The organism is Pseudescherichia vulneris (assembly GCF_902164725.1).
Taxonomy (GTDB): Bacteria; Pseudomonadota; Gammaproteobacteria; order Enterobacterales; family Enterobacteriaceae; genus Pseudescherichia; species Pseudescherichia vulneris.
The window spans coordinates 502,971-526,165 of record NZ_LR607338.1 but is presented as its reverse complement, the minus strand read 5'-3'; the positions used below and the strand labels follow the sequence as shown (position 1 = coordinate 526,165).

At 55.5% G+C, this 23,195-nt stretch carries 21 protein-coding genes, 1 other RNA gene and 1 other annotated feature; of the genes, 18 read left to right on the top strand and 4 right to left on the bottom strand.

What is annotated here, in order from left to right:
* The first annotated feature begins 1 nt into the window (after nucleotide 1).
* From infC to selO, 13 genes are all read left to right on the top strand, one after another.
* A complete protein-coding gene (gene infC, locus FN633_RS02100) occupies nucleotides 2-544 on the top strand; it encodes a translation initiation factor IF-3 (protein WP_072015308.1) in 543 nt (180 codons plus the stop codon).
* Between the two features lie 93 nt (nucleotides 545-637).
* The gene (gene rpmI, locus FN633_RS02095) at nucleotides 638-835 is read left to right on the top strand and encodes a 50S ribosomal protein L35 (protein ID WP_001124225.1); all 198 of its coding nucleotides are present in this window, start codon (nucleotides 638-640) and stop codon (nucleotides 833-835) included.
* A gap of 47 nt (nucleotides 836-882) precedes the next feature.
* A complete protein-coding gene (rplT, locus tag FN633_RS02090) occupies nucleotides 883-1,239 on the top strand; it encodes a 50S ribosomal protein L20 (protein ID WP_042394821.1) in 357 nt (118 codons plus the stop codon).
* 59 nt (nucleotides 1,240-1,298) lie between these two features.
* Nucleotides 1,299-1,422: a sequence feature (Phe leader region), on the top strand.
* Nucleotides 1,304-1,348, top strand: a complete 45-nt coding sequence (gene pheM, locus FN633_RS18340) for a pheST operon leader peptide PheM (protein WP_001386830.1) — start codon at nucleotides 1,304-1,306, stop codon at nucleotides 1,346-1,348. (Overlaps the previous feature by 45 nt.)
* A 63-nt stretch (nucleotides 1,423-1,485) precedes the next feature.
* Nucleotides 1,486-2,469, top strand: coding sequence for a phenylalanine--tRNA ligase subunit alpha (pheS, locus tag FN633_RS02075; RefSeq protein WP_042394818.1), 984 nt, complete (start codon nucleotides 1,486-1,488; stop codon nucleotides 2,467-2,469).
* A 15-nt stretch (nucleotides 2,470-2,484) separates the two neighbouring features.
* The gene (pheT, locus tag FN633_RS02070; RefSeq protein WP_154056570.1) at nucleotides 2,485-4,872 is read left to right on the top strand and encodes a phenylalanine--tRNA ligase subunit beta; all 2,388 of its coding nucleotides are present in this window, start codon (nucleotides 2,485-2,487) and stop codon (nucleotides 4,870-4,872) included.
* A 4-nt stretch (nucleotides 4,873-4,876) separates the two neighbouring features.
* Nucleotides 4,877-5,176: an integration host factor subunit alpha gene (gene ihfA, locus FN633_RS02065; RefSeq protein ID WP_006820203.1), complete on the top strand. Its 300-nt coding sequence runs from the start codon at nucleotides 4,877-4,879 to the stop codon at nucleotides 5,174-5,176.
* Between the two features lie 100 nt (nucleotides 5,177-5,276).
* The gene (btuC, locus tag FN633_RS02060) at nucleotides 5,277-6,257 is read left to right on the top strand and encodes a vitamin B12 ABC transporter permease BtuC (protein ID WP_154056569.1); all 981 of its coding nucleotides are present in this window, start codon (nucleotides 5,277-5,279) and stop codon (nucleotides 6,255-6,257) included.
* A 136-nt stretch (nucleotides 6,258-6,393) separates the two neighbouring features.
* Nucleotides 6,394-6,945 carry a glutathione peroxidase gene (locus FN633_RS02055; RefSeq protein WP_042394808.1) on the top strand — a complete coding sequence of 184 codons (552 nt, stop codon included), beginning with the start codon at nucleotides 6,394-6,396 and terminating at the stop codon, nucleotides 6,943-6,945.
* A gap of 11 nt (nucleotides 6,946-6,956) precedes the next feature.
* Complete coding sequence (gene btuD, locus FN633_RS02050; RefSeq protein WP_425049122.1) at nucleotides 6,957-7,694, top strand: vitamin B12 ABC transporter ATP-binding protein BtuD; 738 nt, start codon at nucleotides 6,957-6,959, stop codon at nucleotides 7,692-7,694.
* Between the two features lie 77 nt (nucleotides 7,695-7,771).
* Nucleotides 7,772-8,236 carry a C40 family peptidase gene (locus FN633_RS02045; protein ID WP_154056567.1) on the top strand — a complete coding sequence of 155 codons (465 nt, stop codon included), beginning with the start codon at nucleotides 7,772-7,774 and terminating at the stop codon, nucleotides 8,234-8,236.
* A gap of 205 nt (nucleotides 8,237-8,441) precedes the next feature.
* Nucleotides 8,442-9,152 carry an EAL domain-containing protein gene (locus tag FN633_RS02040; protein WP_154056566.1) on the top strand — a complete coding sequence of 237 codons (711 nt, stop codon included), beginning with the start codon at nucleotides 8,442-8,444 and terminating at the stop codon, nucleotides 9,150-9,152.
* A gap of 66 nt (nucleotides 9,153-9,218) precedes the next feature.
* A complete protein-coding gene (gene selO, locus FN633_RS02035) occupies nucleotides 9,219-10,661 on the top strand; it encodes a protein adenylyltransferase SelO (RefSeq protein WP_154056565.1) in 1,443 nt (480 codons plus the stop codon).
* A 36-nt stretch (nucleotides 10,662-10,697) separates the two neighbouring features.
* Here the strand turns inward: selO and aroH are convergent, their stop codons facing one another.
* Nucleotides 10,698-11,744, bottom strand: coding sequence for a 3-deoxy-7-phosphoheptulonate synthase AroH (gene aroH / locus FN633_RS02030; protein ID WP_154056564.1), 1,047 nt, complete (start codon nucleotides 11,742-11,744; stop codon nucleotides 10,698-10,700).
* Nucleotides 11,745-11,898: 154 nt separating this feature from the next.
* Nucleotides 11,899-12,732: a posphoenolpyruvate synthetase regulatory kinase/phosphorylase PpsR gene (gene ppsR, locus FN633_RS02025; RefSeq protein ID WP_154056563.1), complete on the bottom strand. Its 834-nt coding sequence runs from the start codon at nucleotides 12,730-12,732 to the stop codon at nucleotides 11,899-11,901.
* A gap of 324 nt (nucleotides 12,733-13,056) precedes the next feature.
* Between ppsR and ppsA the strand changes: the two genes are divergently transcribed.
* Together ppsA and FN633_RS02015 are read left to right on the top strand one after the other, a co-directional pair.
* Nucleotides 13,057-15,432 carry a phosphoenolpyruvate synthase gene (gene ppsA / locus FN633_RS02020; protein WP_154056562.1) on the top strand — a complete coding sequence of 792 codons (2,376 nt, stop codon included), beginning with the start codon at nucleotides 13,057-13,059 and terminating at the stop codon, nucleotides 15,430-15,432.
* Between the two features lie 222 nt (nucleotides 15,433-15,654).
* A complete protein-coding gene (locus FN633_RS02015; RefSeq protein WP_154056561.1) occupies nucleotides 15,655-16,674 on the top strand; it encodes an MFS transporter in 1,020 nt (339 codons plus the stop codon).
* 89 nt (nucleotides 16,675-16,763) lie between these two features.
* Here FN633_RS02015 and rprA read toward each other — a convergent pair.
* Both rprA and ydiK read right to left on the bottom strand, forming a co-directional pair.
* Nucleotides 16,764-16,871, bottom strand: an RNA gene (gene rprA / locus FN633_RS02010) — antisense sRNA RprA.
* 195 nt (nucleotides 16,872-17,066) lie between these two features.
* Nucleotides 17,067-18,179: an AI-2E family transporter YdiK gene (gene ydiK, locus FN633_RS02005; protein WP_154056560.1), complete on the bottom strand. Its 1,113-nt coding sequence runs from the start codon at nucleotides 18,177-18,179 to the stop codon at nucleotides 17,067-17,069.
* Between the two features lie 206 nt (nucleotides 18,180-18,385).
* Here ydiK and ydiJ point away from each other — a divergent pair, with 206 nt between their 5' ends.
* From ydiJ to lpxP, 3 genes are all read left to right on the top strand, one after another.
* Nucleotides 18,386-21,442 carry a D-2-hydroxyglutarate dehydrogenase YdiJ gene (gene ydiJ / locus FN633_RS02000; RefSeq protein ID WP_154056559.1) on the top strand — a complete coding sequence of 1,019 codons (3,057 nt, stop codon included), beginning with the start codon at nucleotides 18,386-18,388 and terminating at the stop codon, nucleotides 21,440-21,442.
* The gene (gene menI / locus FN633_RS01995) at nucleotides 21,439-21,849 is read left to right on the top strand and encodes a 1,4-dihydroxy-2-naphthoyl-CoA hydrolase (RefSeq protein ID WP_154056558.1); all 411 of its coding nucleotides are present in this window, start codon (nucleotides 21,439-21,441) and stop codon (nucleotides 21,847-21,849) included. The genes ydiJ and menI overlap by 4 nt, the downstream gene beginning before the upstream one ends.
* Before the next feature lie 186 nt (nucleotides 21,850-22,035).
* The gene (gene lpxP / locus FN633_RS01990) at nucleotides 22,036-22,950 is read left to right on the top strand and encodes a kdo(2)-lipid IV(A) palmitoleoyltransferase (protein WP_154056557.1); all 915 of its coding nucleotides are present in this window, start codon (nucleotides 22,036-22,038) and stop codon (nucleotides 22,948-22,950) included.
* Nucleotides 22,951-23,195 lie beyond the last annotated feature (245 nt).

The window sequence follows — 23,195 nt, the reverse complement described above, 5'->3', positions numbered from 1 at the left end:
TATTAAAGGCGGAAAACGAGTTCAAACGGCGCGTCCGAATCGTATCAATGGCGAGATTCGCGCCACAGAAGTTCGCTTAACAGATCTGGAAGGCGAGCCGCTTGGCATTGTGAGTCTAAGAGAAGCTCTGGAAAAAGCTGAAGAAGCCGGGGCAGATTTAGTTGAAATTAGCCCTAACGCCGAGCCGCCCGTTTGCCGTATAATGGATTACGGCAAGTTCCTCTATGAAAAGAGCAAATCTTCTAAGGAACAGAAGAAGAAGCAAAAAGTTATCCAGGTTAAGGAAATCAAGTTCCGACCTGGTACAGATGAAGGCGACTATCAGGTAAAACTCCGCAGCCTGATTCGCTTTCTCGAAGAGGGCGACAAGGCCAAGATCACACTGCGTTTCCGCGGTCGTGAGATGGCCCACCAACAGATCGGTATGGAAGTGCTTAACCGCGTGAAAGAAGATCTGGTTGAACTGGCAGTGGTCGAATCCTTCCCTACGAAGATCGAAGGCCGCCAGATGATCATGGTGCTTGCTCCGAAGAAGAAACAGTAAGGCCATCAAGTAATCATACCTGTGGGCCACAAGCTCACGGGTCTGGTTCGCCTTTGTTTCGTTTATTAACAATGCGAAGTGGAAATTATTAAAATGCCAAAGATTAAGACCGTACGCGGTGCTGCTAAGCGCTTTAAAAAAACCGGTAAAGGTGGTTTTAAGCACAAGCACGCTAACCTGCGTCATATTCTGACCAAAAAAGCTACCAAGCGTAAACGTCACCTGCGTCCGAAAGCCATGGTTTCTAAAGGCGATCTGGGCCTGGTCATCGCGTGCCTGCCGTACGCATAAGTCGTCTACCTTTTAACCTTTTTTAAGAATAGATACAGGAGAGCATCATGGCTCGCGTAAAACGTGGTGTAATTGCACGTGCACGTCACAAGAAAATTTTGAAACAAGCTAAAGGCTACTACGGTGCGCGTTCACGCGTATACCGCGTTGCCTTCCAGGCTGTTATCAAAGCTGGTCAGTACGCTTATCGTGACCGTCGTCAGAAAAAGCGTCAGTTCCGTCAACTGTGGATTGCGCGTATCAACGCAGCAGCACGTCAGAACGGTATTTCTTACAGCAAATTCATCAACGGCCTGAAAAAAGCCTCTGTTGAAATCGACCGTAAGATCCTGGCTGACATCGCTGTATTCGACAAAGTGGCATTCGCTGCCCTGGTCGAAAAAGCGAAAGTAGCTCTGGCTTAAGCCAGTTAGAGAGAGGGAGCCTGGCTCCCTCTTTTTATTCCTTTCCACACAAGGTAACGCAAGCATGAATGCTGCTATTTTCCGCTTCTTTTTTTACTTTAGCACCTGATCCCAGGGGGCTTGCGCGTGAAAGAAGAAACGAAAAACAGCGCCAGAAAGCCTCCTCAGGGAGGCTTTTTTTATGCCTGTATATAAAAAATATGAGATCACCATAACGGTGTCTGCACCGACATAATGAGGAAAACCATGTCACATCTCGCAGAGCTGGTTGCCAACGCCACGGCAGCCATTAACGAGGCTTCAGATATTGCCGCATTAGATAATGTGCGCGTTGAATATCTGGGCAAAAAAGGGCAGCTGACCCTTCAGATGACAACCCTGCGTGAGCTGCCGCCTGAAGAGCGTCCAGCCGCCGGTGCGGTGATTAACGAGGCTAAAGAGCAGGTACAGCAGGCGCTCAATGCTCGCAAAGAGTCCCTTGAGAGCGCCGCGCTGAACGCACGTCTGGCAGCGGAAACCATCGACATCTCTCTGCCGGGCCGCCGCATCGAGAACGGTGGTCTGCATCCGGTTACCCGCACCATCGACCGTATTGAGAACTTCTTCGGCGAGCTGGGCTTTACCGTGGCAACCGGTCCGGAAATCGAGGACGACTACCACAACTTTGACGCCCTGAACATTCCGGGACATCACCCGGCGCGCGCTGATCATGACACCTTCTGGTTTGACGCTACCCGTCTGCTGCGCACCCAGACCTCTGGGGTGCAGATCCGTACCATGGAAAACCAGCAGCCGCCTATCCGCATTATCGCCCCAGGCCGCGTCTATCGTAACGACTACGATCAGACCCATACCCCGATGTTCCACCAGATGGAAGGGCTGATCGTTGATAAAAACATTAGCTTTACCAATTTGAAGGGCACTCTGCACGACTTCCTGAACAACTTCTTTGAGGAAGATCTGCAGGTCCGTTTCCGTCCGTCCTACTTCCCGTTTACCGAACCCTCTGCTGAAGTGGACGTAATGGGTAAAAATGGTAAATGGCTGGAGGTGCTGGGCTGCGGTATGGTGCACCCGAACGTGCTGCGCAACGTGGGCATCGATCCGGAAGTGTACTCTGGCTTCGCGTTTGGCATGGGCATGGAGCGTCTGACCATGCTGCGCTATGGCGTTACCGACTTACGCGCGTTCTTCGAAAACGATTTGCGTTTCCTTAAACAGTTTAAATAAAGGCAGGAAAAAATAATGAAATTCAGTGAACTGTGGTTACGCGAATGGGTTAACCCGGCGGTCGATAGCGAAGCGCTTTCCGATCAAATTACGATGGCAGGCCTGGAAGTCGACGGCGTTGACGCCGTGGCCGGCAGCTTTAACGGCGTTGTGGTGGGCGAAGTGGTCGAGTGCGGTCAACACCCGAACGCCGACAAACTGCGCGTGACCAAGATTAACGTTGGCGGCGAGCGCCTGCTCGATATCGTCTGTGGCGCGCCAAACTGCCGTCAGGGGCTGAAGGTTGCAGTAGCGACCATCGGCGCGGTGCTGCCGGGCGATTTCAAAATCAAAGCCGCTAAGCTGCGCGGCGAGCCGTCTGAAGGGATGCTCTGCTCCTTCTCCGAGCTGGGTATTTCCGACGATCACAGCGGGATCATCGAGCTGCCGGCGGATGCACCGATCGGCACCGATATTCGCGACTACCTGAAGCTTGATGATAATACCATTGAGATCAGCGTAACCCCGAACCGCGCTGACTGCTTAGGGATTATCGGCGTCGCGCGCGATGTGGCCGTGCTGAACGCACTGCCGCTGAGCGAGCCTGAGATTGCTCCGGTAGCCGCAACGATTAACGATACGTTGCCTATCCGCGTTGACGCCGCCGACGCCTGCCCGCGTTACCTGGGCCGCGTGGTGAAAGGTATCGACGTCACCGCGCCAACCCCGCTGTGGATGCGTGAGAAGCTGCGTCGCTGTGGCATCCGCTCTATTGATGCGGTGGTCGACGTCACTAACTTCGTCCTGCTGGAGCTGGGGCAGCCGATGCACGCCTTCGATCTGGGCCGCATTGAGGGCGGGATCGTTGTTCGTATGGCACAAGAGAACGAGACGCTGGTGCTGCTCGACGGTAGCGAAGCCAAGTTGCAGTCCGATACGCTGGTCATTGCCGACCACAACAAAGCCCTGGCCATGGGCGGTATCTTTGGTGGCGAGCACTCTGGCGTGAATGGCGAAACGCAGGACGTGCTGCTGGAGTGCGCATTCTTCAGCCCGCTCTCTATTACTGGTCGCGCCCGTCGTCACGGTTTGCACACCGATGCCTCCCACCGCTATGAACGTGGTGTTGACCCGGCGCTGCAGTACAAAGCGATGGAGCGTGCGACACGCCTGCTGCTGGATATCTGCGGCGGTGAAGCCGGTCCGGTTATCGATGTGACCAACGAGGCCGCGCTGCCGAAGCGTGCCACTATCACTCTGCGCCGTAGCAAGCTGGATCGCCTGATTGGCCACCACATTGCCGACGAGCAGGTAGGCGACATTCTCCGCCGCCTGGGCTGTGAAGTGACCGAAGGTCAGGATGAGTGGCTGGCCGTAGCCCCAAGCTGGCGTTTCGATATGGAGATCGAAGAGGACCTGGTGGAAGAGGTAGCCCGCATCTACGGCTACAACAACATTCCTGATTCACCGGTGCAGGCAGGTCTGATTATGGGCAGCCACCGCGAAGCGGACCTGTCGATGAAGCGGGTGAAAACCATGCTGATCGACAAAGGCTACCAGGAAGTGATCACCTACAGCTTCGTGGATCCGAAACTGCAGCAGCTGATCCATCCCGGTGAAGAGGCGCTGATCCTGCCAAGCCCTATCTCCAGCGAAATGTCGGCCATGCGCCTGTCGCTGTGGACCGGTTTGCTGGGAACGGTGGTCTATAACCAGAACCGTCAGCAGAGCCGCGTACGTATCTTTGAGACCGGTCTGCGCTTTGTGCCCGATACCCAGGCCAATCTGGGCATCCGTCAGGATGTGATGCTGGCCGGTGTTATCACCGGTAGCCGCTACGAAGAGCACTGGAACCTGGCAAAAGAGAGCGTCGATTTCTATGATTTAAAAGGCGATCTGGAATCCGTTCTCGATCTCACCGGCAAGCTGGCCGACATTCAGTTTAAAGCGGAAGCCAATCCGGCTCTCCATCCGGGTCAGTCCGCCGCGATTTATCTGAAAGGCGAACGTATTGGTTTTATTGGGGTTGTGCATCCTGAGCTGGAACGTAAACTGGATCTGAACGGTCGGACGCTGGTATTTGAGATCGAGTGGAACGCCATTGCAGACCGCGTAATATCGCAGGCGCGGGAGGTTTCACGCTTCCCGGCAAACCGTCGCGATATTGCGGTTGTGGTCACAGAAAACGTCCCCGCAGCAGATGTTTTGGCTGAGTGTAAGAAAGTTGGCGTAAATCAGGTAGTTGGCGTAAACTTGTTTGATGTGTACCGCGGCAAGGGCGTAGCGGAGGGCTATAAGAGCCTCGCTATCACCCTGATCCTTCAGGATACCGGCCGTACACTCGAAGAAGAGGAGATTGCCGCTACCGTTGCCAGATGTGTAGAGGCATTGAAAGAGCGATTCCAGGCATCATTGAGGGATTGAACCTATGGCGCTTACAAAAGCTGAAATGTCAGAATATCTGTTTGATAAGCTTGGGCTTAGCAAACGGGATGCCAAAGAGCTGGTAGAGCTATTTTTCGAAGAGATCCGTCGCGCTCTGGAAAATGGTGAGCAGGTAAAACTCTCCGGTTTTGGTAACTTTGATCTGCGTGATAAGAACCAACGCCCGGGACGTAACCCGAAAACGGGCGAAGATATTCCCATTACAGCCCGGCGCGTGGTGACCTTCAGACCCGGTCAGAAATTAAAAAGCCGTGTCGAAAACGCTTCGCCCAAAGCAGAGTAATCTGAACTAACCAAAAAGGCCGCCCGTGCGGCCTTTTTTCTTTTCACCGACCGCTCTGCATCTTAAAATCACGTCCACGACGTTAAGCAGGATGGATCCTATGCTCGCACTTGCCCACCAACAGACCCAACGCCACGCCCGCTGGCTTGGCGGACTCCTACTTCTTCTGCTGCTTGCTATTGTGGTGAGCCTCTGCGCAGGCGAACAATGGATTGCGCCTGGCGACTGGCTCAGCCCCCGCGGGCAACTTTTCGTCTGGCAGATCCGTCTACCCCGGACCCTTGCGGTGGTGCTGGTCGGTGCGGCGCTGGCGCTGTGCGGCACCCTGATGCAGGCGCTGTTTGAAAATCCGCTGGCGGAGCCGGGACTGCTCGGCGTCTCCAACGGCGCGGGCGTGGGCCTGATTGCCGCCGTGATGCTGGGGCAGGGGGCGCTACCCACCTGGGCGCTCGGCCTGTGCGCTATTGCCGGGGCGCTGATCATTACGCTGATCCTGCTGCACTTCGCTCGCCGTCATCTCTCCATCAGCCGCCTGCTGCTGGCGGGCGTCGCGCTGGGCATCATCTGCAGCGCGCTGATGACATGGGCTATCTACTTCTCGACCTCGTTCGATCTGCGCCAGCTGATGTATTGGATGATGGGCGGTTTTGGCGGCGTTGACTGGCAGCAGGGGTGGCTGATGCTGGCTCTGCTGCCGGTGATGGTCTGGGTTTGCCTGCAGTCGCAGCCGCTGAATATGCTGGCGCTGGGGGAAATGTCTGCTCGCCAGCTCGGCCTGCCGCTGTGGTTCTGGCGCAACGTGCTGGTGGTCGCCACCGGTTGGATGGTCGGGGTCAGCGTAGCGCTGGCGGGATCGATCGGTTTTATCGGTCTGGTGATCCCTCATATCCTGCGTCTCTGCGGCCTGACCGACCATCGCGTGCTGCTGCCCGGCTGCGCGCTGGCAGGGGCAAGCGCGCTGTTGTTTGCGGATATCGTCGCCCGCCAGGCGCTTAACGCGGCAGAGCTGCCCATTGGGGTCGTCACCGCTACGCTAGGCGCACCGGTGTTTATCTGGCTGCTGCTGAAGGCGGCGCGGTAATCTCGCCACCGCACTTAACTCCCTATCGCGAAGAAACTTTTAGGATAAAATTGCGCATGAGTAGACGTCGTCATATTGTCTATTATTAAAGGCCAGCGACTGAACCGCTGGCGCGTTTGATAACTAAGGGGATGCTATGCAACACGATATTCTGAACACTGATGTGACGACGATTGATGGCGAGAAGACCACGCTTGCAGATTACCAGGGCAAGGTGCTGCTGGTGGTCAACGTAGCGTCTAAATGCGGCCTGACGGCACAGTATGAGCAGCTGGAGAACATTCAAAAGGCCTGGGCGAAAGACGGTTTTGTCGTGCTCGGCTTCCCGTGCAACCAGTTTCTAGGCCAGGAGCCGGGCAGCGAAGAGGAGATCAAAACCTTCTGCAGCACCACCTATGGCGTTACCTTCCCAATGTTCAGCAAAATTGACGTCAACGGTGAGGATCGCCATCCGCTCTATCAGAAGCTGATCGCCGCTGCGCCCACTGCCGTTGCGCCGGAGAGCAGCGGATTTTACGAGCGTCTCGCCAGCAAAGGGCGTGCGCCGCTCTATCCTGACGATATCCTGTGGAACTTTGAAAAATTCCTGATTGGCCGTGATGGGCAGGTTGTCCAGCGCTTTGCGCCAGATATGACGCCGGAAGATCCTATCGTAATGGAAGCCATCAAGCTGGCATTAGCAAAATAGTGAAAGCATTAATGACGCTACAGGATGTAGCGGAATCCGGCAGGCTGGGGCCCGTTACGGCCACGGTCAATGCCGGAGAGATTCTGCATCTGGTGGGACCAAACGGGGCCGGAAAAAGTACCCTGCTGGCACGGATGGCGGGCCTGGCGAGCGGGCCGGGCAACATCACGCTCAACGGTACGCCGCTTGATGGCTGGCACGCTACCGCGCTGGCCCGGCGTCGCGCCTACCTTGCTCAGCAGCAAACGCCGCCCTTTGCCATGCCGGTGTGGCACTATCTGACCCTGCACCAGTCCGATCGCGGCCACACTGCGCTACTGCATGACGTCGCCGGTGCGCTGGGGCTTGATGATAAGCTCGGGCGCAAGGCAAACCAGCTGTCGGGGGGCGAGTGGCAGCGAGTGCGTCTGGCCGCGGTAATTTTGCAGATCCATCCGGCGGGGAATCCCGAGGGGCAACTGCTGCTGCTGGATGAGCCGATGAACAGTCTGGACGTGGCCCAGCAGGCGGCGCTCGACCGCCTGTTAAATGCGCTCTACCAGGCGGGAACTACCGTGGTAATGAGTAGCCACGATCTAAACCATACCCTGCGCCATGCTCACCAGGCTTGGCTGCTGCGCAACGGTAAGCTGATTGCCAGCGGCCCGCGCGATAGCGTGCTAACGCCGCCCAGGCTGGCCCAGGCTTATGGTATGCCTTTTCGCCGTCTTGACGTTGAGGGGCATAGCGTACTTATTTCTACGCTGTAAACACAGAGCATATTGCGCGGCGCTTTCCCGCCACGCTACATTACTGGAAAAATAATAAAGCAGAGGATCCGCCCCGCATGCGCCTATGGTTTCTTTTCGCCGCCGTGCTTTTTTTAGCAGGATGTAGCCACCACCGGGCCCCACCGCCGAATCCACGGCTGGCAGACTCGATCACCGTTATCGCCAACCTTAACGATCAGCTTATCCACTGGCGGGGCACGCCGTACCGATACGGCGGTATGAGCCGGGGTGGCATCGATTGTTCTGGCTTTGTACTGATGACCTTCCGGGATCGGTTTGATTTGCGGCTGCCCAGGGAGACGCGGCAGCAGGCCAGGATCGGCACCGAGATAGACAAAGATGACCTGTTGCCGGGGGACCTGGTGTTCTTTAAAACCGGATCCGGGGAGAGCGGCCTGCACGTGGGGATCTACGATACCGATAACCAGTTTATTCATGCCTCTACCAGTCGCGGGGTGATGAAATCCTCGCTTGATAACGTCTACTGGCGTAAAAAGTTCTGGCAGGCGCGGCGAATTTAACCGACAATCATCGGTGTTGTGCTAATAAAAAACGGAGCTATCAGGCTCCGTTTTTTATTAAATAATACTAATTAATGAGCCCACTAATAGTTATCAACTATTGTATTAATCCAGTTTTATCTGCTGGCGCTTATCGAGTTCCCAGGATAACCTTTAATGCTGGCTAAGGATAGTCTTATTCATTTCTGGATTAGGTATAGGGATAATGATTATATCACTCGATAAAACCTGGCGCTCAGAGCTGCTTTTCAATCCGGCACGTAATGCCGAGGGCGAATTGCAGGGACTGGAGATCGTCGTTAACTTTGTAGGCGTCAACCGTGAGGCTCAGGCGTCCGCAGAGCAGATTTTGCCTCACTTAACACCACAGCAGTCCGAAATGCTATTTATTGAACAGCTTCACTTACTAAACGTATGTCAGCATTTCTTTATTCAGCATCAGATTGCCGCATGGATTAATATTACGCCAGCAGTTGTAGAAAGATTGTTAAGAGATGATGATTTAGCGGCATCTGTTAATCGGTATCCGTTTATTGAGCTTATGGTTAATGAGAATTATCTTAACTTAAATAATGAAAGTGAGAATAGTTCGCTGTCCCAATTAAGCAGCAGATATCCGCTGGTGCTGGCGAATTTCGGTGCGGGAGCAGCCTCTACCCGAGCCGTATTTGATGGTCTTTTTACTCGCGTTAGGCTGGATAAACATTTTGTTTCCCAGCGCCTCAAATCGCCATCATTTCAGCCTTTTATGCAGGCTATTATCACCCAGGTTGAACCCTACTGCCGTTCAATCATGATTGCGGGAATAGATAACGAGCAGACCCTGAAGAGGGTGATGCCGTTTGCCTTTATCGCCATGCAGGGAAGTCTGTGGCCGTCGGTGCTCCCGGAGCAGATTACCGCGCTGGTGAGGTGATACCCGCGCACTCTGCCTGTGTTTATTCCTCCTGATACCTTCTACACTACAGTAAAAGGAGGATCCATGACCCTTACGTTTACTACACGCTGGCGCGATGAGCTGCCGGGATTTTACACCTCGCTTTCCCCTACGCCACTGCGCAACGCGCGCGTGCTATGGCATAACGCGGCTCTAGCCCAGGATCTGGGCGTACCTGATGCGCTCTTTACCCCTGAGGAGGGGGCGGGCGTCTGGGGCGGTGAAACGCTGCTGCCGGGTATGTCTCCTCTGGCTCAGGTTTACAGCGGCCATCAGTTTGGCGTCTGGGCAGGGCAACTAGGCGACGGTCGCGGCATTTTGCTTGGGGAGCAGCTGCTGGCCGATGGCAAAACCGTCGACTGGCACCTTAAGGGTGCCGGGCAGACTCCCTATTCCCGCATGGGCGACGGACGCGCCGTGCTGCGCTCGACCATTCGCGAAAGCCTGGCGTCGGAGGCGATGCACTATCTTGGGATACCCACTACCCGGGCGCTGGCGATAGCGACCAGCGATACGCCCGTGGCGCGGGAAACCACCGAGCAGGGTGCCATGCTGATGCGCATTGCCGAAAGCCATCTGCGCTTCGGTCATTTCGAGCATTTCTACTACCGTCGCGAGCCGGAGAAGGTGCGTCAGCTGGCAGATTTCGCCATTCGTCACCACTGGCCGCATCTTGCCGATGAGAGCGACAAATATGTGCTCTGGCTGCGGGATGTGGTGGCGCGTACCGCGACGCTGATCGCCCAGTGGCAGGCGGTCGGTTTTGCTCACGGCGTCATGAATACCGACAACATGTCGATTCTTGGCCTGACCATCGACTATGGCCCGTTCGGCTTCCTGGATGACTATCAGCCCGATTTTATCTGCAACCACTCCGACTATCAGGGGCGTTACCGGTTTGATAATCAGCCTGCTGTCGGCCTGTGGAATCTCCAGCGCCTTGCCCAGACGCTATCGCCTTTTATTGATGTCGATACCTTGAACAGCGTACTGGATGAGTATCAGCAGGTGCTGCTGGAGCAGTACGGAAAGCTCTTACGCAGCAAGCTAGGGCTGTTCACCGAGCAGCGCGGCGATAACGAACTGCTAAACACGCTCCTTGCTTTGATGGCGCGGGAGGGCAGCGACTATACCCGCACGTTCCGTATGCTGAGCACCACCGAGCAGCACAGCGCCAATTCGCCGTTACGCGACGAATTTATCGATCGCGGCGCGTTTGATACCTGGTTTAGCACCTACCGTACGCGGTTGCAGAGCGAGCAGATTGACGATGCCGATCGCCAGCGGCAGATGAAAAGCGTTAACCCGGCGCTGGTGCTGCGTAACTGGCTGGCCCAGCGGGCTATCAGCGATGCCGAGAAGGGCGATACCCAAGAGCTGGAGCGGCTGCACCAGGCATTACGCGATCCCTTTAGCGATCGTAGCGATGACTATGTCAGCCGGCCGCCGGACTGGGGCAAACATCTGGAAGTGAGCTGTTCAAGCTAAAAGAGAGAGCCCGCCGCCGCAGTGGCGGGCAGGATGTCAGAAGCGCGATGCCACTGCGGAAGAGAGCTTCTCCACCAGCAGAGTGGTATCTTCCCAGTGCAGGCACGGGTCGGTAATGGACTGTCCATAGGTAAGCGGCTGTCCGGCAACAATCTTCTGCGTCCCTTCCTGCAGGAAACTCTCCGCCATGATCCCGGCAATAGCCGTCGAGCCGTTACGGATCTGCTGGCAAACATCGTCACATACCTCTAGCTGGCGGCGATGCTGCTTCTGGCAGTTGCCGTGGCTGAAATCCACCACCAGATGTTCGGGCAGAGAGAATTCGCTCAGCGTATCGCAAGCCTCGGCAATGGCCTCGGCGTGGTAGTTAGGCGTTTTCCCGCCGCGCATAATAATATGCCCGTAAGGATTGCCGCTGGTCTGGTAGATGGTCATCTGGCCATTTTTATCCGGCGACAGGAACATATGGCTCGCCCGCGATGCACGAATGGCGTCAACCGCGATGCGGGTGTTGCCATCCGTACCGTTTTTGAAGCCTACCGGGCAGGAGAGCGCCGAGGCCATCTCACGGTGGATTTGACTCTCCGTGGTGCGCGCCCCGATGGCCCCCCAGCTAATAAGATCGGCAATAAACTGTCCGGTCACCATATCGAGAAACTCGGTGGCGGTCGGAACGCCCAGCTCGTTCACCTGCAGCAGCAGCTTTCGCGCCAGCTCCATGCCGTGATTAACCCGATAGCTGCCGTTGAGATCCGGATCGGAGATCAGACCCTTCCAGCCGACGACGGTGCGCGGTTTCTCAAAATAGGTACGCATGACAATCTCAAGCGTATCCTGATGCTTTTCGCGCAGCGCCTGTAACCGGCGAGCATACTCAAGCGCGGCATCAAGATCGTGGATGGAGCAGGGGCCTACAATCACCAGCAGACGGCGATCTTCACCGTTTAAAATTTTCTCAATTCGCCGACGCGAAGCGTTAACATGTTCCGCAACCTGTCGGGAGACAGGATACCGCTCGGCCAGTTCAGCTGGCGTCACCAGGCTCTCAATGCGCGCAGTGCGGAGTTCATCAGTTTTGTTCATGACTTATCTCAGAAATAGGCGGCTTCAACGGCAAAAGTGCCGGAAGTAATGGGCATCACGATAAACCAATCCTTGATGTTTTCAAGTATGAGGGTGATGCACATCACAATTCTGCGGGCAATGATAGCGGAAAATGACGCGTTGTACTAGCTAATTAGTACATGCTGCGATTCAGCTTCATGATATCGAGGATCTTGGTGGCAATCTCCTCAACCGAATAGTTGGTGCTGTTCAGGTAGGGGATATTGTTTTTACGATACAGGGCCTCTACCTCGGCCAGCTCCAGCCGACACTGACGCATGGATGCGTAGCGGCTGTTCTCTACGCGCTCCTCACGGATCGCCGCCAGACGTTCGGCGTTAATGGTCAGGCCAAACAGCTTGTGCTGCAGCGGCTTTAAGGCCGCGGGCAGCACCAGGTTATCCATGTCATCGGCAATAAAGGGATAGTTAGCGGCGCGAATGCCAAACTGCATCGCCAGATAGAGGCTGGTAGGCGTTTTACCGCAGCGGGACACCCCCAGCAAGATGACCTGCGCCTGCTCCAGGTTACGCATCGAGATGCCATCATCATGAGCGAGGGTGTAATCAATGGCCGCGATTCGGGCATCGTACCGCGTCAGGTTTCCCGGATTGAGTCCGTGGGTGCGGTGGGTGATCGGAGTCGGATCGAGCTTGAGCTCCTGCTGGAGCGGGGCTACCAGCGCCTGAACAATATCCTGGCAGAAGCCCTGGCTCTGGGTAATGATGCTGCGGATCTCCGGGGTCACAATAGAGTAGAAGACCAAGGGGCGCACGCCGGTCTGCTGGAAAATGGCGTCAATCTGCTCCTTGACGGCATTGGCGCGCTGGACGTTTTCCACGAATGGCAGCGTGATGCTGTGAACGGCGACGGGAAACTGCGACATAACCGCATGCCCGAGAACCTCTGCCGTAATCGCCGTGCCATCAGAAATATAAAACACCTGCCGATCCGCTGAATTTTCCATTTTTATCCCCCCATAGCATGATGGTGTTAGAGCCTGAATTAATTTATGTACCATACTACTGCACCACTCGCATCTATAAAAAATGAAATGGTGTTTTTATTTTTACTGAAATGTGCATTTCACTTTTCTTTTCATCCGCAAAGCCAGTTTCAAAAAGAGTGCAAACAAATCATGAAGTTACAAAATAGCGTGAAACTGTCCGAAAAATAGAAAAATAAATTTGCTTGAACGATTCACCGTTTTTTTAAGCGAGCCAGGTATGCCAGGATAAATAGGTACGTCAGGAGTTATTAACTCAATCATATATCAAAAAAGGATTGTCCGATGTCCAACAATGGCTCGTCACCGCTGGTGCTCTGGTATAACCAACTCGGGATGAATGATGTTGACCGCGTGGGGGGCAAAAATGCCTCCCTGGGTGAAATGATCACCAATCTGTCTGAAACGGGGGTATCGGTCCCTAACGGATTCGCCACCACGGCGGAGGCTTTTAATCAGTTTCTTGACCAAAGCGGCGTCAACCAGCGTATCTATGAGCTGCTGGATCACACGGACATTGATGACGTTAGCGAACTGGCGAAGGCCGGAACGCAGATCCGTCAGTGGATCATTGATACACCCTTCACGCCAGAGCTTGAACAGGCGATTCATGACGCCTATAACCAGCTCTCAGAAGGCGACGCTGAAGCCTCGTTTGCCGTGCGCTCCTCCGCCACGGCGGAAGATATGCCGGATGCCTCGTTTGCTGGGCAGCAGGAAACCTTCCTCAACGTTCAGGGTTATGATGCGGTGCTGGTGGCGGTAAAACACGTTTTTGCCTCGCTGTTTAACGATCGCGCTATCTCATATCGCGTGCATCAGGGCTATGACCACCGTGGCGTGGCGCTCTCCGCTGGCGTACAGCGCATGGTGCGCTCCGATTTAGCCTCCTCAGGCGTCATGTTCTCTATCGACACTGAATCCGGCTTCGATCAGGTGGTGTTTATTACCTCCGCCTGGGGCCTTGGGGAAATGGTCGTACAAGGGGCAGTGAATCCGGACGAGTTTTACGTACATAAGCCGACGCTGGCAAACGATCGACCGGCCATCGTGCGTCGCACCATGGGATCGAAAAAGATCCGCATGGTCTACGCCCCAAGCCAGGAGCACGGCAAGCAGGTGCGCATTGAAGATGTGCCTGAGGCGGATCGTGACGTGTTCTCATTGACTGATGATGAGGTTCAGGCCCTGGCGAAGCAGGCGGTACTGATTGAGCAGCACTACGGTCGTCCGATGGATATCGAGTGGGCCAAAGATGGCCATACCGGCAAGCTCTATATTGTGCAGGCCCGGCCGGAGACCGTGCGTTCCCGTGGTCAGGTCATGGAGCGCTACACGCTTCATGCCCAGGGCAAGGTAGTTGTTGAAGGCCGGGCTATCGGCCACCGCATTGGCGCAGGGCCGGTGAAGGTCATCCACGACATTAGCGAAATGAACCGCATTCAGCCCGGCGACGTGCTGGTAACGGACATGACCGACCCGGACTGGGAACCGATCATGAAAAAAGCGGCGGCGATTGTTACCAACCGCGGCGGACGTACCTGCCACGCGGCGATCATCGCCCGCGAGCTTGGCATTCCGGCCGTCGTGGGTTGCGGTGACGCGACCGACCGCATTCGGGATGGCGAAAAGGTCACCGTCTCCTGTGCTGAAGGCGATACCGGCTATGTCTATGCCGAGATGCTCGACTTCAGTATAAAAAGCTCCAGTGTTGACACCATGCCTGATCTGCCGCTGAAGATCATGATGAACGTCGGTAACCCGGATCGCGCTTTTGACTTCGCCTGTCTGCCAAACGAAGGCGTAGGTCTGGCGCGTCTGGAGTTCATCATCAACCGTATGATCGGCGTGCACCCGCGGGCGCTGCTGGAGTTTGACGATCAGACGCCAGAGCTGCAAAAAGAGATCCGCGAGATGATGAAGGGCTACGACTCGCCGAAGGCGTTCTATGTTGGTCGCCTGAGCGAAGGGATTGCCACCCTCGGCGCGGCGTTCTGGCCGAAGCGCGTCATCGTGCGTCTCTCTGATTTTAAATCCAACGAGTACGCCAACCTGGTGGGCGGGGAGCGCTACGAGCCGGAAGAGGAGAACCCGATGCTGGGGTTCCGTGGCGCGGGCCGCTATGTCGCTGACAGCTTCCGCGACTGCTTTGCGCTGGAGTGCGAGGCGGTGAAACACGTGCGTAACGATATGGGCCTGACTAACGTCGAAATTATGATCCCCTTCGTGCGTACCGTTGAGCAGGCAAAAGCGGTGATAGACGAGCTGGCGCGTCAGGGCCTCAAGCGCGGTGAAAACGGGCTGAAGGTGATCATGATGTGCGAGATCCCGTCCAACGCCCTGCTGGCGGAGCAGTTCCTGGAGCACTTTGACGGCTTCTCCATCGGCTCGAACGATATGACGCAGCTGACGCTGGGCCTCGATCGCGACTCCGGCGTGGTCTCAGAACTGTTTGACGAGCGCAACGAGGCGGTAAAAGCGCTGCTGTCGATGGCGATCCGCGCAGCGAAAAAAGAGGGCAAGTACGTGGGTATCTGTGGCCAGGGCCCCTCCGACCACGAAGACTTTGCTGCCTGGCTGATGGAAGAGGGTATCGATAGCCTGTCATTGAACCCGGATACCGTGGTTCAGACCTGGCTGAGCCTCGCTGAAATCAAGTAAAACGTCATCGCTTTCTTAAAGCCTCCTCGCTTGGGAGGCTTTTTTATTCGTAACAGATTTGTATTTGGTCGAAAGAATTTCTTCTGATGTGACGACACCATGGTTTATTTATCCATCCCGAACTACCCTTATAGAGGCTAAAGCTGAAGCCATTCCAGCTCTATTTTTTTTAACCGTCGAAAATTGCGACATAAGCCATAAGGTTATAAGGGAGAAGAAAAGATGGCCGATCAACATGTACATGTCCGAAACGATTACGATGACATATATACGCCGGGTAGAGGCGTTCCCCTAAAACGTATTTCATGGAGTGCAGTGTTTGCCGGCGTCATTATTTCAATGGTGCTCTACCTGATCCTTTCTATTCTCGGCACCGCGATTGGTGCCAGCACTATCGATCCTCTGGAAGAACAAGATCCGATGGGGGGTATCGGCATGGGCGCGGCCATCTGGACTGGCTTGAGCATGCTGATCGCCATTGCTGCAGGGGCCTATGCCAGCGGCAGGCTGGCACAGCGAGAGGGTGCGTTGCATGGCCTGCTGATGTTTGGTGTTAACACCATCATTAGCGCCTGGTTCGTCGTTATGCTGGCGAACAGTGCAGTCACCGGTGCCATGAATATATTAGGCGCAGGTTTACAGGCGGTAGGCAGTGGCGTCACGGCGGTTGCTCCGTCGGTTAAGGATATGGCGAAAGAGAAGCTGGCAGAGAATAATATTAATCTCGATAGCTTACAGAATGAGCTTGAAACAACGCTGCGACAGACCGGGAAACCGGAGCTGCAGCCTGAGGCGCTGCAAAATCAGGCGCAGAATGAAGCGAATAATGCCCAGAACCAGGCGGCAGCAACGGCTAACACGCCGCAGACGGCTGATACCGATGTCGCCGGTTTTATTAAAGGCTTGATCGACAGAAATCAGAGCACCTTCCAGGCAGCCGACCGTGAAGCGCTGAAAAATATTATTCAGGCGCGTACCGGTAAATCTGATGCCGAAGCGGAACAGATTGTCGCCCAGACGGAAAAAAGCTATCAGGAAGCGCGGGCGAAATTTGACGAGCTGAAAGCGCAGGCGGAGCAAAAAGCCCGTGAAGCAGGTGAGAAAGCGGCAGCCGCTACGGCTAAAGCGAGCTGGTTCACCTTCTTTATGCTGCTGATTGAAGCGGTGCTGGCGGGTGCGATGGGCATGGTGGGCCGTCGTACCCAGCCGCGTCAGGTAACGGCGAACGAGCGTCGTAGATAATATCGATGGTTAATTAAGCGTAAAGCCAGGCTTCGGTCTGGCTTTTTTTATGTCTATTTTCAGTACAGGTTTCGGGACTGGAATTTAGCTTAAAAAAAAGCCCATCGTGGGAGATGGGCAAAGACTACACACAGCAATTCGTTGTTTCACTCAGGGGATTTCCATGTTTATAAATCAAAGCCTTGATTTATAACCGTGCCTTAATAGTAGGCATGGCCTAATTTTGAGTCGATCAGATTCGTCTCAATAGTTAATTATAAGTAACGATTTTGCGACAAGGAAAACAAGGGATATAGCGTATATATAGTGGGTTGAAGGGTCCGACCAGAAAGGAAATATTAATAATTGATAAGCAGCGCTTAATAGTAAAGCGGGTTTCCCCGCTTTATTGGTTATTTATTATGCACTTCAGTCTCGTTTACCTTTTCCAGCAGATTATCGTTAACGTTGCTGGGAGCAGGGACTTCCTGAACCCAGGCATCAAAAAGACGCCATGAGACAGCGAGAAGTACCGGACCGATAAACAGGCCAATCATGCCAAAGGCGATGAGTCCGCCAATGACGCCTGAGAGGATAAGAATCAACGGCAGATCGGCCCCCATGCGGATCAGCACCGGACGGATAACGTTATCCAACGTACCGACTACGCAGCTCCAGACCAGCAGCACCGTGCCCCAGGTGGTATCTCCGCTCCAGTAGAGCCAGATAATGGCCGGAATAAGAACCGGCAGGGGACCAATCTGTACCAAACAGGTGAGGATCATGACCACCGTAAACAGGGTTGGATAAGGCACGCCGCTGATTGCCAGCCCAATGCCGCCCAGCACCGCCTGCACCAGCGCGGTCACGACCACGCCAAGGGCCACGGCGCGAATGGCCTGGGCCGCCAGCAGCACGGCGGTATCGCCCCGCCTGCCGGCGAGACGGGTAGCAAAGTGGCGGATACCTTGAGCGACCCGCTCACCGCGCCAGAACAGCAGGGCGCTGAACAGAAGCATCAGCGCACAGTGCATCATAAAGCGCCCAATGTGTGCCGCCTGGCCGACAAACCAGGTCGTAGTGGCACCTAAATAAGGTCGCACCTTGGCCATAATCGCGCTGCCGCCCATATCCAGCAGATTATGCCAGCCGAGATAGAGGTTACTGCCTATCAGCGGAATGCTCTTAAGCCAGGCTAAATCCGGCGGCGTCAGGTCGCCGGAGCTAATCGCGCGGATCACCGGGCCGCTGCCGTCAACAAGGCTGTTAACCAGCAGAGCAACAGGAATAACAAATACCAGGATTAAGATTAGCGTCATGCACAACACCGCCAGTGAACGGCGGCCCGCCAGTACGCGCTGAAAGCGTAAAAACAGCGGCCAGGTCGCAATGACGATGGTCCCCGCCCATGCAAAGCTAAGGATGAAGGGTTGCACTATCCATAAACAGGCAACAATCATCAGGGTTAAAAACAGCACCGAGAGCAGGATCTGAGCCACATCCCCGGGCTGACGACTATTGATCATAAGATCTATCCACCTTTTTTTATTCGCCGAACCGTCGGCGCAGCGTTTGATTAATACAATAATGCGGCTGTGAATTTCAGCGCATTTTGCCCGCACTATTTTGCCCGTAATTCACTTGGGCGTAGCGTAAAAAAATGTGATACAACGATAAACCACAACGCAAACGATACACTTACAACATTAACAGTCAGGCAGGGTCAACGGTAATGATCCCACAGATTTCTCAAGCACCCGGCGTCGTTCAGCTGGTGCTCAATTTTTTGCAGGCACTGGAGCAACAGGGTTTTACAGGTGATACCGCTACGGATTACGCCGATCGGCTAACCATGGCGACCGATAACAGTATTTACCAGCTTCTCCCCGATGCGGTGGTGTTCCCCCGTTCTACCGCCGATGTCTCGCTGATCACCCGCCTTGCAGGTGAGGCCCGCTTTCAGTCGCTGGTCTTCACGCCGCGCGGCGGCGGTACGGGCACCAACGGCCAGGCGCTCAACCACGGCATTATTGTCGATCTCTCTCGCTATATGAACCGCATCCTTGAGATCAACCCCGAAGAGGGGTGGGTGCGGGTAGAAGCGGGCGTGATCAAGGATCAGCTGAACCAGTTTTTAAAACCGTACGGCTTCTTCTTCGCCCCGGAGCTTTCCACCAGCAACCGCGCCACGCTGGGCGGCATGATCAATACCGACGCCTCCGGGCAGGGATCGCTGGTCTACGGTAAAACCTCTGACCACGTGCTCGGCGTGCGAGCTGTGTTGCTGGGCGGCGATCTGCTGGATACGCAGCCGGTATCGCTGGAGCTGGCGCGTACGCTTGGGCAGGCGCAAACGGCGCAGGGGCGGATCTACAAAACGGTCTATGACAGCTGCTTTGATAATCGTCAGCTTGTTATCGATAAGTTTCCCAAGCTCAACCGTTTCCTGACCGGCTACGATCTGCGCCACGTCTTCAATGATGAGATGACGACCTTCGATCTCACCCGCATTCTGACGGGATCGGAGGGCACGCTGGCCTTCATTACCGAGGCGCGGCTGGATATTACACCGCTGCCGAAGGTGCGTCGGCTGGTCAACGTTAAGTATGACTCCTTTAACTCGGCGCTACGCAACGCGCCGTTTATGGTTGAGGCTCAGGCGCTGTCGGTTGAGACCGTTGACTCTACGGTGCTTAACCTGGCGCGGGAGGATATCGTCTGGCACTCGGTGCATGATTTGATTACCGATGTGCCGGATAAAAATATGCTGGGGCTGAACATCGTTGAGTTTGCTGGCGATGATGGCGAGCTGATTGACGCTCGGGTCAATGCCCTTTGCCAGCGTCTGGATGAGCTGATCGCTGCCCAGCAGGGCGGAGTGATTGGCTGGCAGGTATGCAGCGATCTGGCGGGAATTGAACGTATCTACGCGATGCGTAAAAAAGCGGTCGGCCTGCTGGGAAATGCCAAAGGCGCGGCGAAGCCGATCCCCTTTGCAGAGGATACCTGCGTGCCGCCGGAGCACCTGGCGGACTACATCGTTGAGTTTCGTGCCCTGCTCGACAGCCACGGGCTGAACTACGGTATGTTTGGCCACGTGGATGCGGGAGTGCTGCACGTGCGTCCGGCGCTGGATATGTGCGACCCGCAGCAGGAGATGCTGATGAAAAGGATCTCCGACGAGGTGGTGGCCCTGACGGCGAAGTATGGCGGCCTGCTCTGGGGTGAGCACGGCAAGGGCTTCCGGGCGGAGTACAGTCCGGCGTTCTTTGGCGAGCAGCTTTATGGTGAACTGCGCAAGGTCAAAGCGGCGTTCGATCCGCAGAACCGACTTAATCCGGGTAAAATCTGCCCGCCAGCGGGCCTTGATGCGCCGATGATGCAGGTTGATGCCGTTAAGCGCGGCACCTTTGACCGGCAGATCCCTATTAGCGTGCGCGCCTCATGGCGTGGCGCGATGGAGTGCAACGGCAACGGGCTGTGCTTTAACTTTGACGCCAAAAGCCCGATGTGTCCGTCGATGAAAATCACCAGCAACCGGATCCACTCCCCTAAAGGCCGGGCCACGCTGGTACGCGAGTGGCTGCGGCTGCTGGCGGATCGCGGTATCGATCCCATCAAGTTAGAGAAGGAGCTGCCGGGAAAACGCGCCAGTCTGCGAGGACTGATCGAACGTACCCGCAACAGCTGGCATGCCCGCCACGGCGAGTATGACTTCTCGCACGAGGTAAAAGAGGCGATGTCCGGCTGTCTGGCGTGCAAAGCCTGCTCTACCCAGTGTCCGATTAAAATTGACGTGCCGGAGTTTCGCTCGCGCTTCCTTCAGCTTTATCACACTCGCTATCTGCGTCCGCTCAGCGACCACGTTATCGCCAGCGTCGAGAGCTATGCGCCACTGATGGCCCGCGCGCCGAAAACCTTTAACTTCTTTATGAGTCAGCCGTGGGTGCGTTCCCTGTCGGCTACCCATATTGGGATGGTGGATCTGCCTCTGCTGTCGGTGCCTTCTTTGCAACAGCAGCTGGTGGGGCACCGCTCGGCAAACATGACGCTCGACGAGCTGGAGCAGCTTAGCGAGGAAGAGCGCGCAAAAACGGTGCTAGTGGTGCAGGATCCCTTTACTAGCTACTACGACGCGCAGGTGGTGAGCGATTTTGTCCGTCTCGTTGAGAAACTGGGCTATCAGCCGGTAGTACTGCCGTTTTCACCGAACGGTAAGGCGCAGCATATCAAAGGCTTCCTGACGCGCTTTGCCAAAACCGCGCAGAAAACCTCTGACTTCCTGACGCGCGTGGCGCAACTGGGCATGCCGATGGTGGGCGTCGATCCAGCGCTGGTGCTCTGCTATCGCGATGAGTACAAGCAGACGCTGGGGGACAAGCGCGGAGAGTTCAACGTTCAGCTGGTGCACGAGTGGCTGCCCGGCGTGCTGGCCTCTCATGAGACTCAAGCGCCTGGCGGCGAGGCATGGTATCTGTTTGGCCACTGTACTGAGGTCACCGCGCTGCCGGGTGCGCCTGCACAGTGGGCAACTATTTTTGCTCGCTTTGGCGCTAAGCTTGAAAACGTCAGCGTCGGCTGCTGCGGGATGGCCGGAACCTACGGTCACGAGATGAAGAATCACGCTAACTCGCTGGGCATCTACGAGCTCTCCTGGCATCAGGCCATGCAGCGTCTGCCGCGTAACCGCTGCCTGGCGACGGGCTACTCCTGTCGCAGCCAGGTGAAACGCATCGAGGGCAGCGGCGTGCGTCATCCGCTACAGGCCCTGCTGGAGATAATGGGATGATCTGGAAACGTACGGCTACCCTCGACGCGCTAAACGCGATGGGCGAGGGCAATATGGTGGGGCTGCTGGATATCCGTTTCGAGCGCATCGGTGACGATGTGCTTGAGGCCTCAATGCCCGTCGACGCCCGCACGCATCAGCCGTTTGGCCTGCTGCACGGCGGCGCGTCGGTGGTGCTGGCGGAAACCCTCGGTTCGGTGGCAGGCTATCTCTGCACCGAGGGTGAGCATAGCGTAGTAGGGATTGAGATCAACGCTAACCATATTCGCGCCGTACGCAGTGGCCGAGTACGCGGCGTCTGTTCCGCGCTGCATACCGGCGGGCGGCACCAGGTCTGGCAGATTGATATCTTTGATGAGCAAAATCGGCTGTGCTGCGCATCGCGGCTAACCACCGCCGTGGTATAAGAAAATGGGTAGACCAATTTTTCTTAGTCCGCAAGGTGATTATTTAAAATCGTGATACACTAGGCGCTATTGAATCTCCTGGTAAAGACGTTGTCCAATCAGGAGATGTATCGCTGAATGACCTAATGAAGGGATTCGTTGTTTCCTAAAGCGCTACTTATTATAAGCTTAAAAGGTAACAACAATATGATCGCTTCATTTAAACTCGCTTTTCTTCATCCCCGTCACTGGATGACCTGGTTTGGTCTTGCCATTCTGTGGCTTCTGGTTCAACTGCCTTATCCTGTGCTTCATCGCTTCGGTACCGGTCTTGGCCGCATTGCGCGTCCGTTTTTAAAGCGACGGGAAAGCATTGCCCAGCGCAACCTTGAGCTCTGTTTCCCTGAGATGACGCCTGCCCTGCGCGAAACGTTAATCGACAGAAACTTTATGTCATTAGGCATGGGGCTGATCGAGACGGGTATGGCCTGGTTCTGGCCGGACAAGCGCGTACGCCGCTGGTTTGACGTAGAAGGCTATCAGAACCTGGTTGACGCCCAGACAAAACACCACGGCGTGATGGTCGTTGGGGTGCACTTTATGTCGCTGGAGCTGGGCGGTCGCGTGATGGGGCTGTGTCAGCCGATGATGGCCACCTATCGTCAGCACAACAGTCCGGTCATGGAGTGGGTGCAGACTCGGGGACGGATGCGTTCCAATAAATCGATGATTGACCGTCGTAACCTGAAGGGGCTGGTCAGCGCGCTGCGGAAAGGTGAAGCAGTGTGGTTTGCACCGGACCAGGACTACGGCCGCAAAGGCAGCACTTTTGCACCGTTCTTCTCTGTTAACGCCGCAACGACCAACGGCACCTACGTGCTGTCACGCCTTTCCGGCTCGGCGATGCTGACGGTAACGATGATCCGTAAACCGGATGGCTCCGGCTATCAGCTGCATATCGGCAAGGCACTAACCGACTATCCGGTAGAGAATGAGTTTGAAGCCGCCAGCTATATGAACCGGGTGATTGAGCGGGAAATTATGCGCGCCCCGGAGCAGTATCTGTGGATCCACCGCCGCTTCAAAACCCGCCCGATGGGCGAAGCCTCGCTCTATCTTTGATCCATAAATATCCGCGTTTAGAAGGCCTCTTACGAGGCCTTGATCAAGCAACTTTATTCCAGCGCCGCCTTTTGGGAAGGGTATTTTTAGCAGTCAGTCTGATCCCGCAAACGGAACAGACGGCTCCATAGGGGCAACTCTTGTCAGGGCAGAAAGGCGTGAAGAAGAACTTAGCGCCATTGCAGACGGGGCATTTAAATTTGATGTGGGGGATAACCCCTCCGTCCCGTTGATTGGAACCGCCA

Bases quoted from the DNA above. Each gene is read 5' to 3' on its own strand.
- ydiK (WP_154056560.1), bottom strand. From the start codon at position 18,179: ATGATCAATAGTCGTCAGCCCGGGGATGTGGCTCAGATCCTGCTCTCG.
- FN633_RS02045 (WP_154056567.1), top strand. From the start codon at position 7,772: ATGCGCCTATGGTTTCTTTTCGCCGCCGTGCTTTTTTTAGCAGGATGT.
- ppsA (WP_154056562.1), top strand. From the start codon at position 13,057: ATGTCCAACAATGGCTCGTCACCGCTGGTGCTCTGGTATAACCAACTC.
- ydiJ (WP_154056559.1), top strand. From the start codon at position 18,386: ATGATCCCACAGATTTCTCAAGCACCCGGCGTCGTTCAGCTGGTGCTC.
- menI (WP_154056558.1), top strand. From the start codon at position 21,439: ATGATCTGGAAACGTACGGCTACCCTCGACGCGCTAAACGCGATGGGC.
- rplT (WP_042394821.1), top strand. From the start codon at position 883: ATGGCTCGCGTAAAACGTGGTGTAATTGCACGTGCACGTCACAAGAAA.
- FN633_RS02055 (WP_042394808.1), top strand. From the start codon at position 6,394: ATGCAACACGATATTCTGAACACTGATGTGACGACGATTGATGGCGAG.
- FN633_RS02040 (WP_154056566.1), top strand. From the start codon at position 8,442: ATGATTATATCACTCGATAAAACCTGGCGCTCAGAGCTGCTTTTCAAT.
- pheS (WP_042394818.1), top strand. From the start codon at position 1,486: ATGTCACATCTCGCAGAGCTGGTTGCCAACGCCACGGCAGCCATTAAC.
- selO (WP_154056565.1), top strand. From the start codon at position 9,219: ATGACCCTTACGTTTACTACACGCTGGCGCGATGAGCTGCCGGGATTT.
- pheT (WP_154056570.1), top strand. From the start codon at position 2,485: ATGAAATTCAGTGAACTGTGGTTACGCGAATGGGTTAACCCGGCGGTC.
- ihfA (WP_006820203.1), top strand. From the start codon at position 4,877: ATGGCGCTTACAAAAGCTGAAATGTCAGAATATCTGTTTGATAAGCTT.
- lpxP (WP_154056557.1), top strand. From the start codon at position 22,036: ATGATCGCTTCATTTAAACTCGCTTTTCTTCATCCCCGTCACTGGATG.
- btuD (WP_425049122.1), top strand. From the start codon at position 6,957: ATGACGCTACAGGATGTAGCGGAATCCGGCAGGCTGGGGCCCGTTACG.
- rpmI (WP_001124225.1), top strand. From the start codon at position 638: ATGCCAAAGATTAAGACCGTACGCGGTGCTGCTAAGCGCTTTAAAAAA.
- FN633_RS02015 (WP_154056561.1), top strand. From the start codon at position 15,655: ATGGCCGATCAACATGTACATGTCCGAAACGATTACGATGACATATAT.
- btuC (WP_154056569.1), top strand. From the start codon at position 5,277: ATGCTCGCACTTGCCCACCAACAGACCCAACGCCACGCCCGCTGGCTT.
- ppsR (WP_154056563.1), bottom strand. From the start codon at position 12,732: ATGGAAAATTCAGCGGATCGGCAGGTGTTTTATATTTCTGATGGCACG.
- aroH (WP_154056564.1), bottom strand. From the start codon at position 11,744: ATGAACAAAACTGATGAACTCCGCACTGCGCGCATTGAGAGCCTGGTG.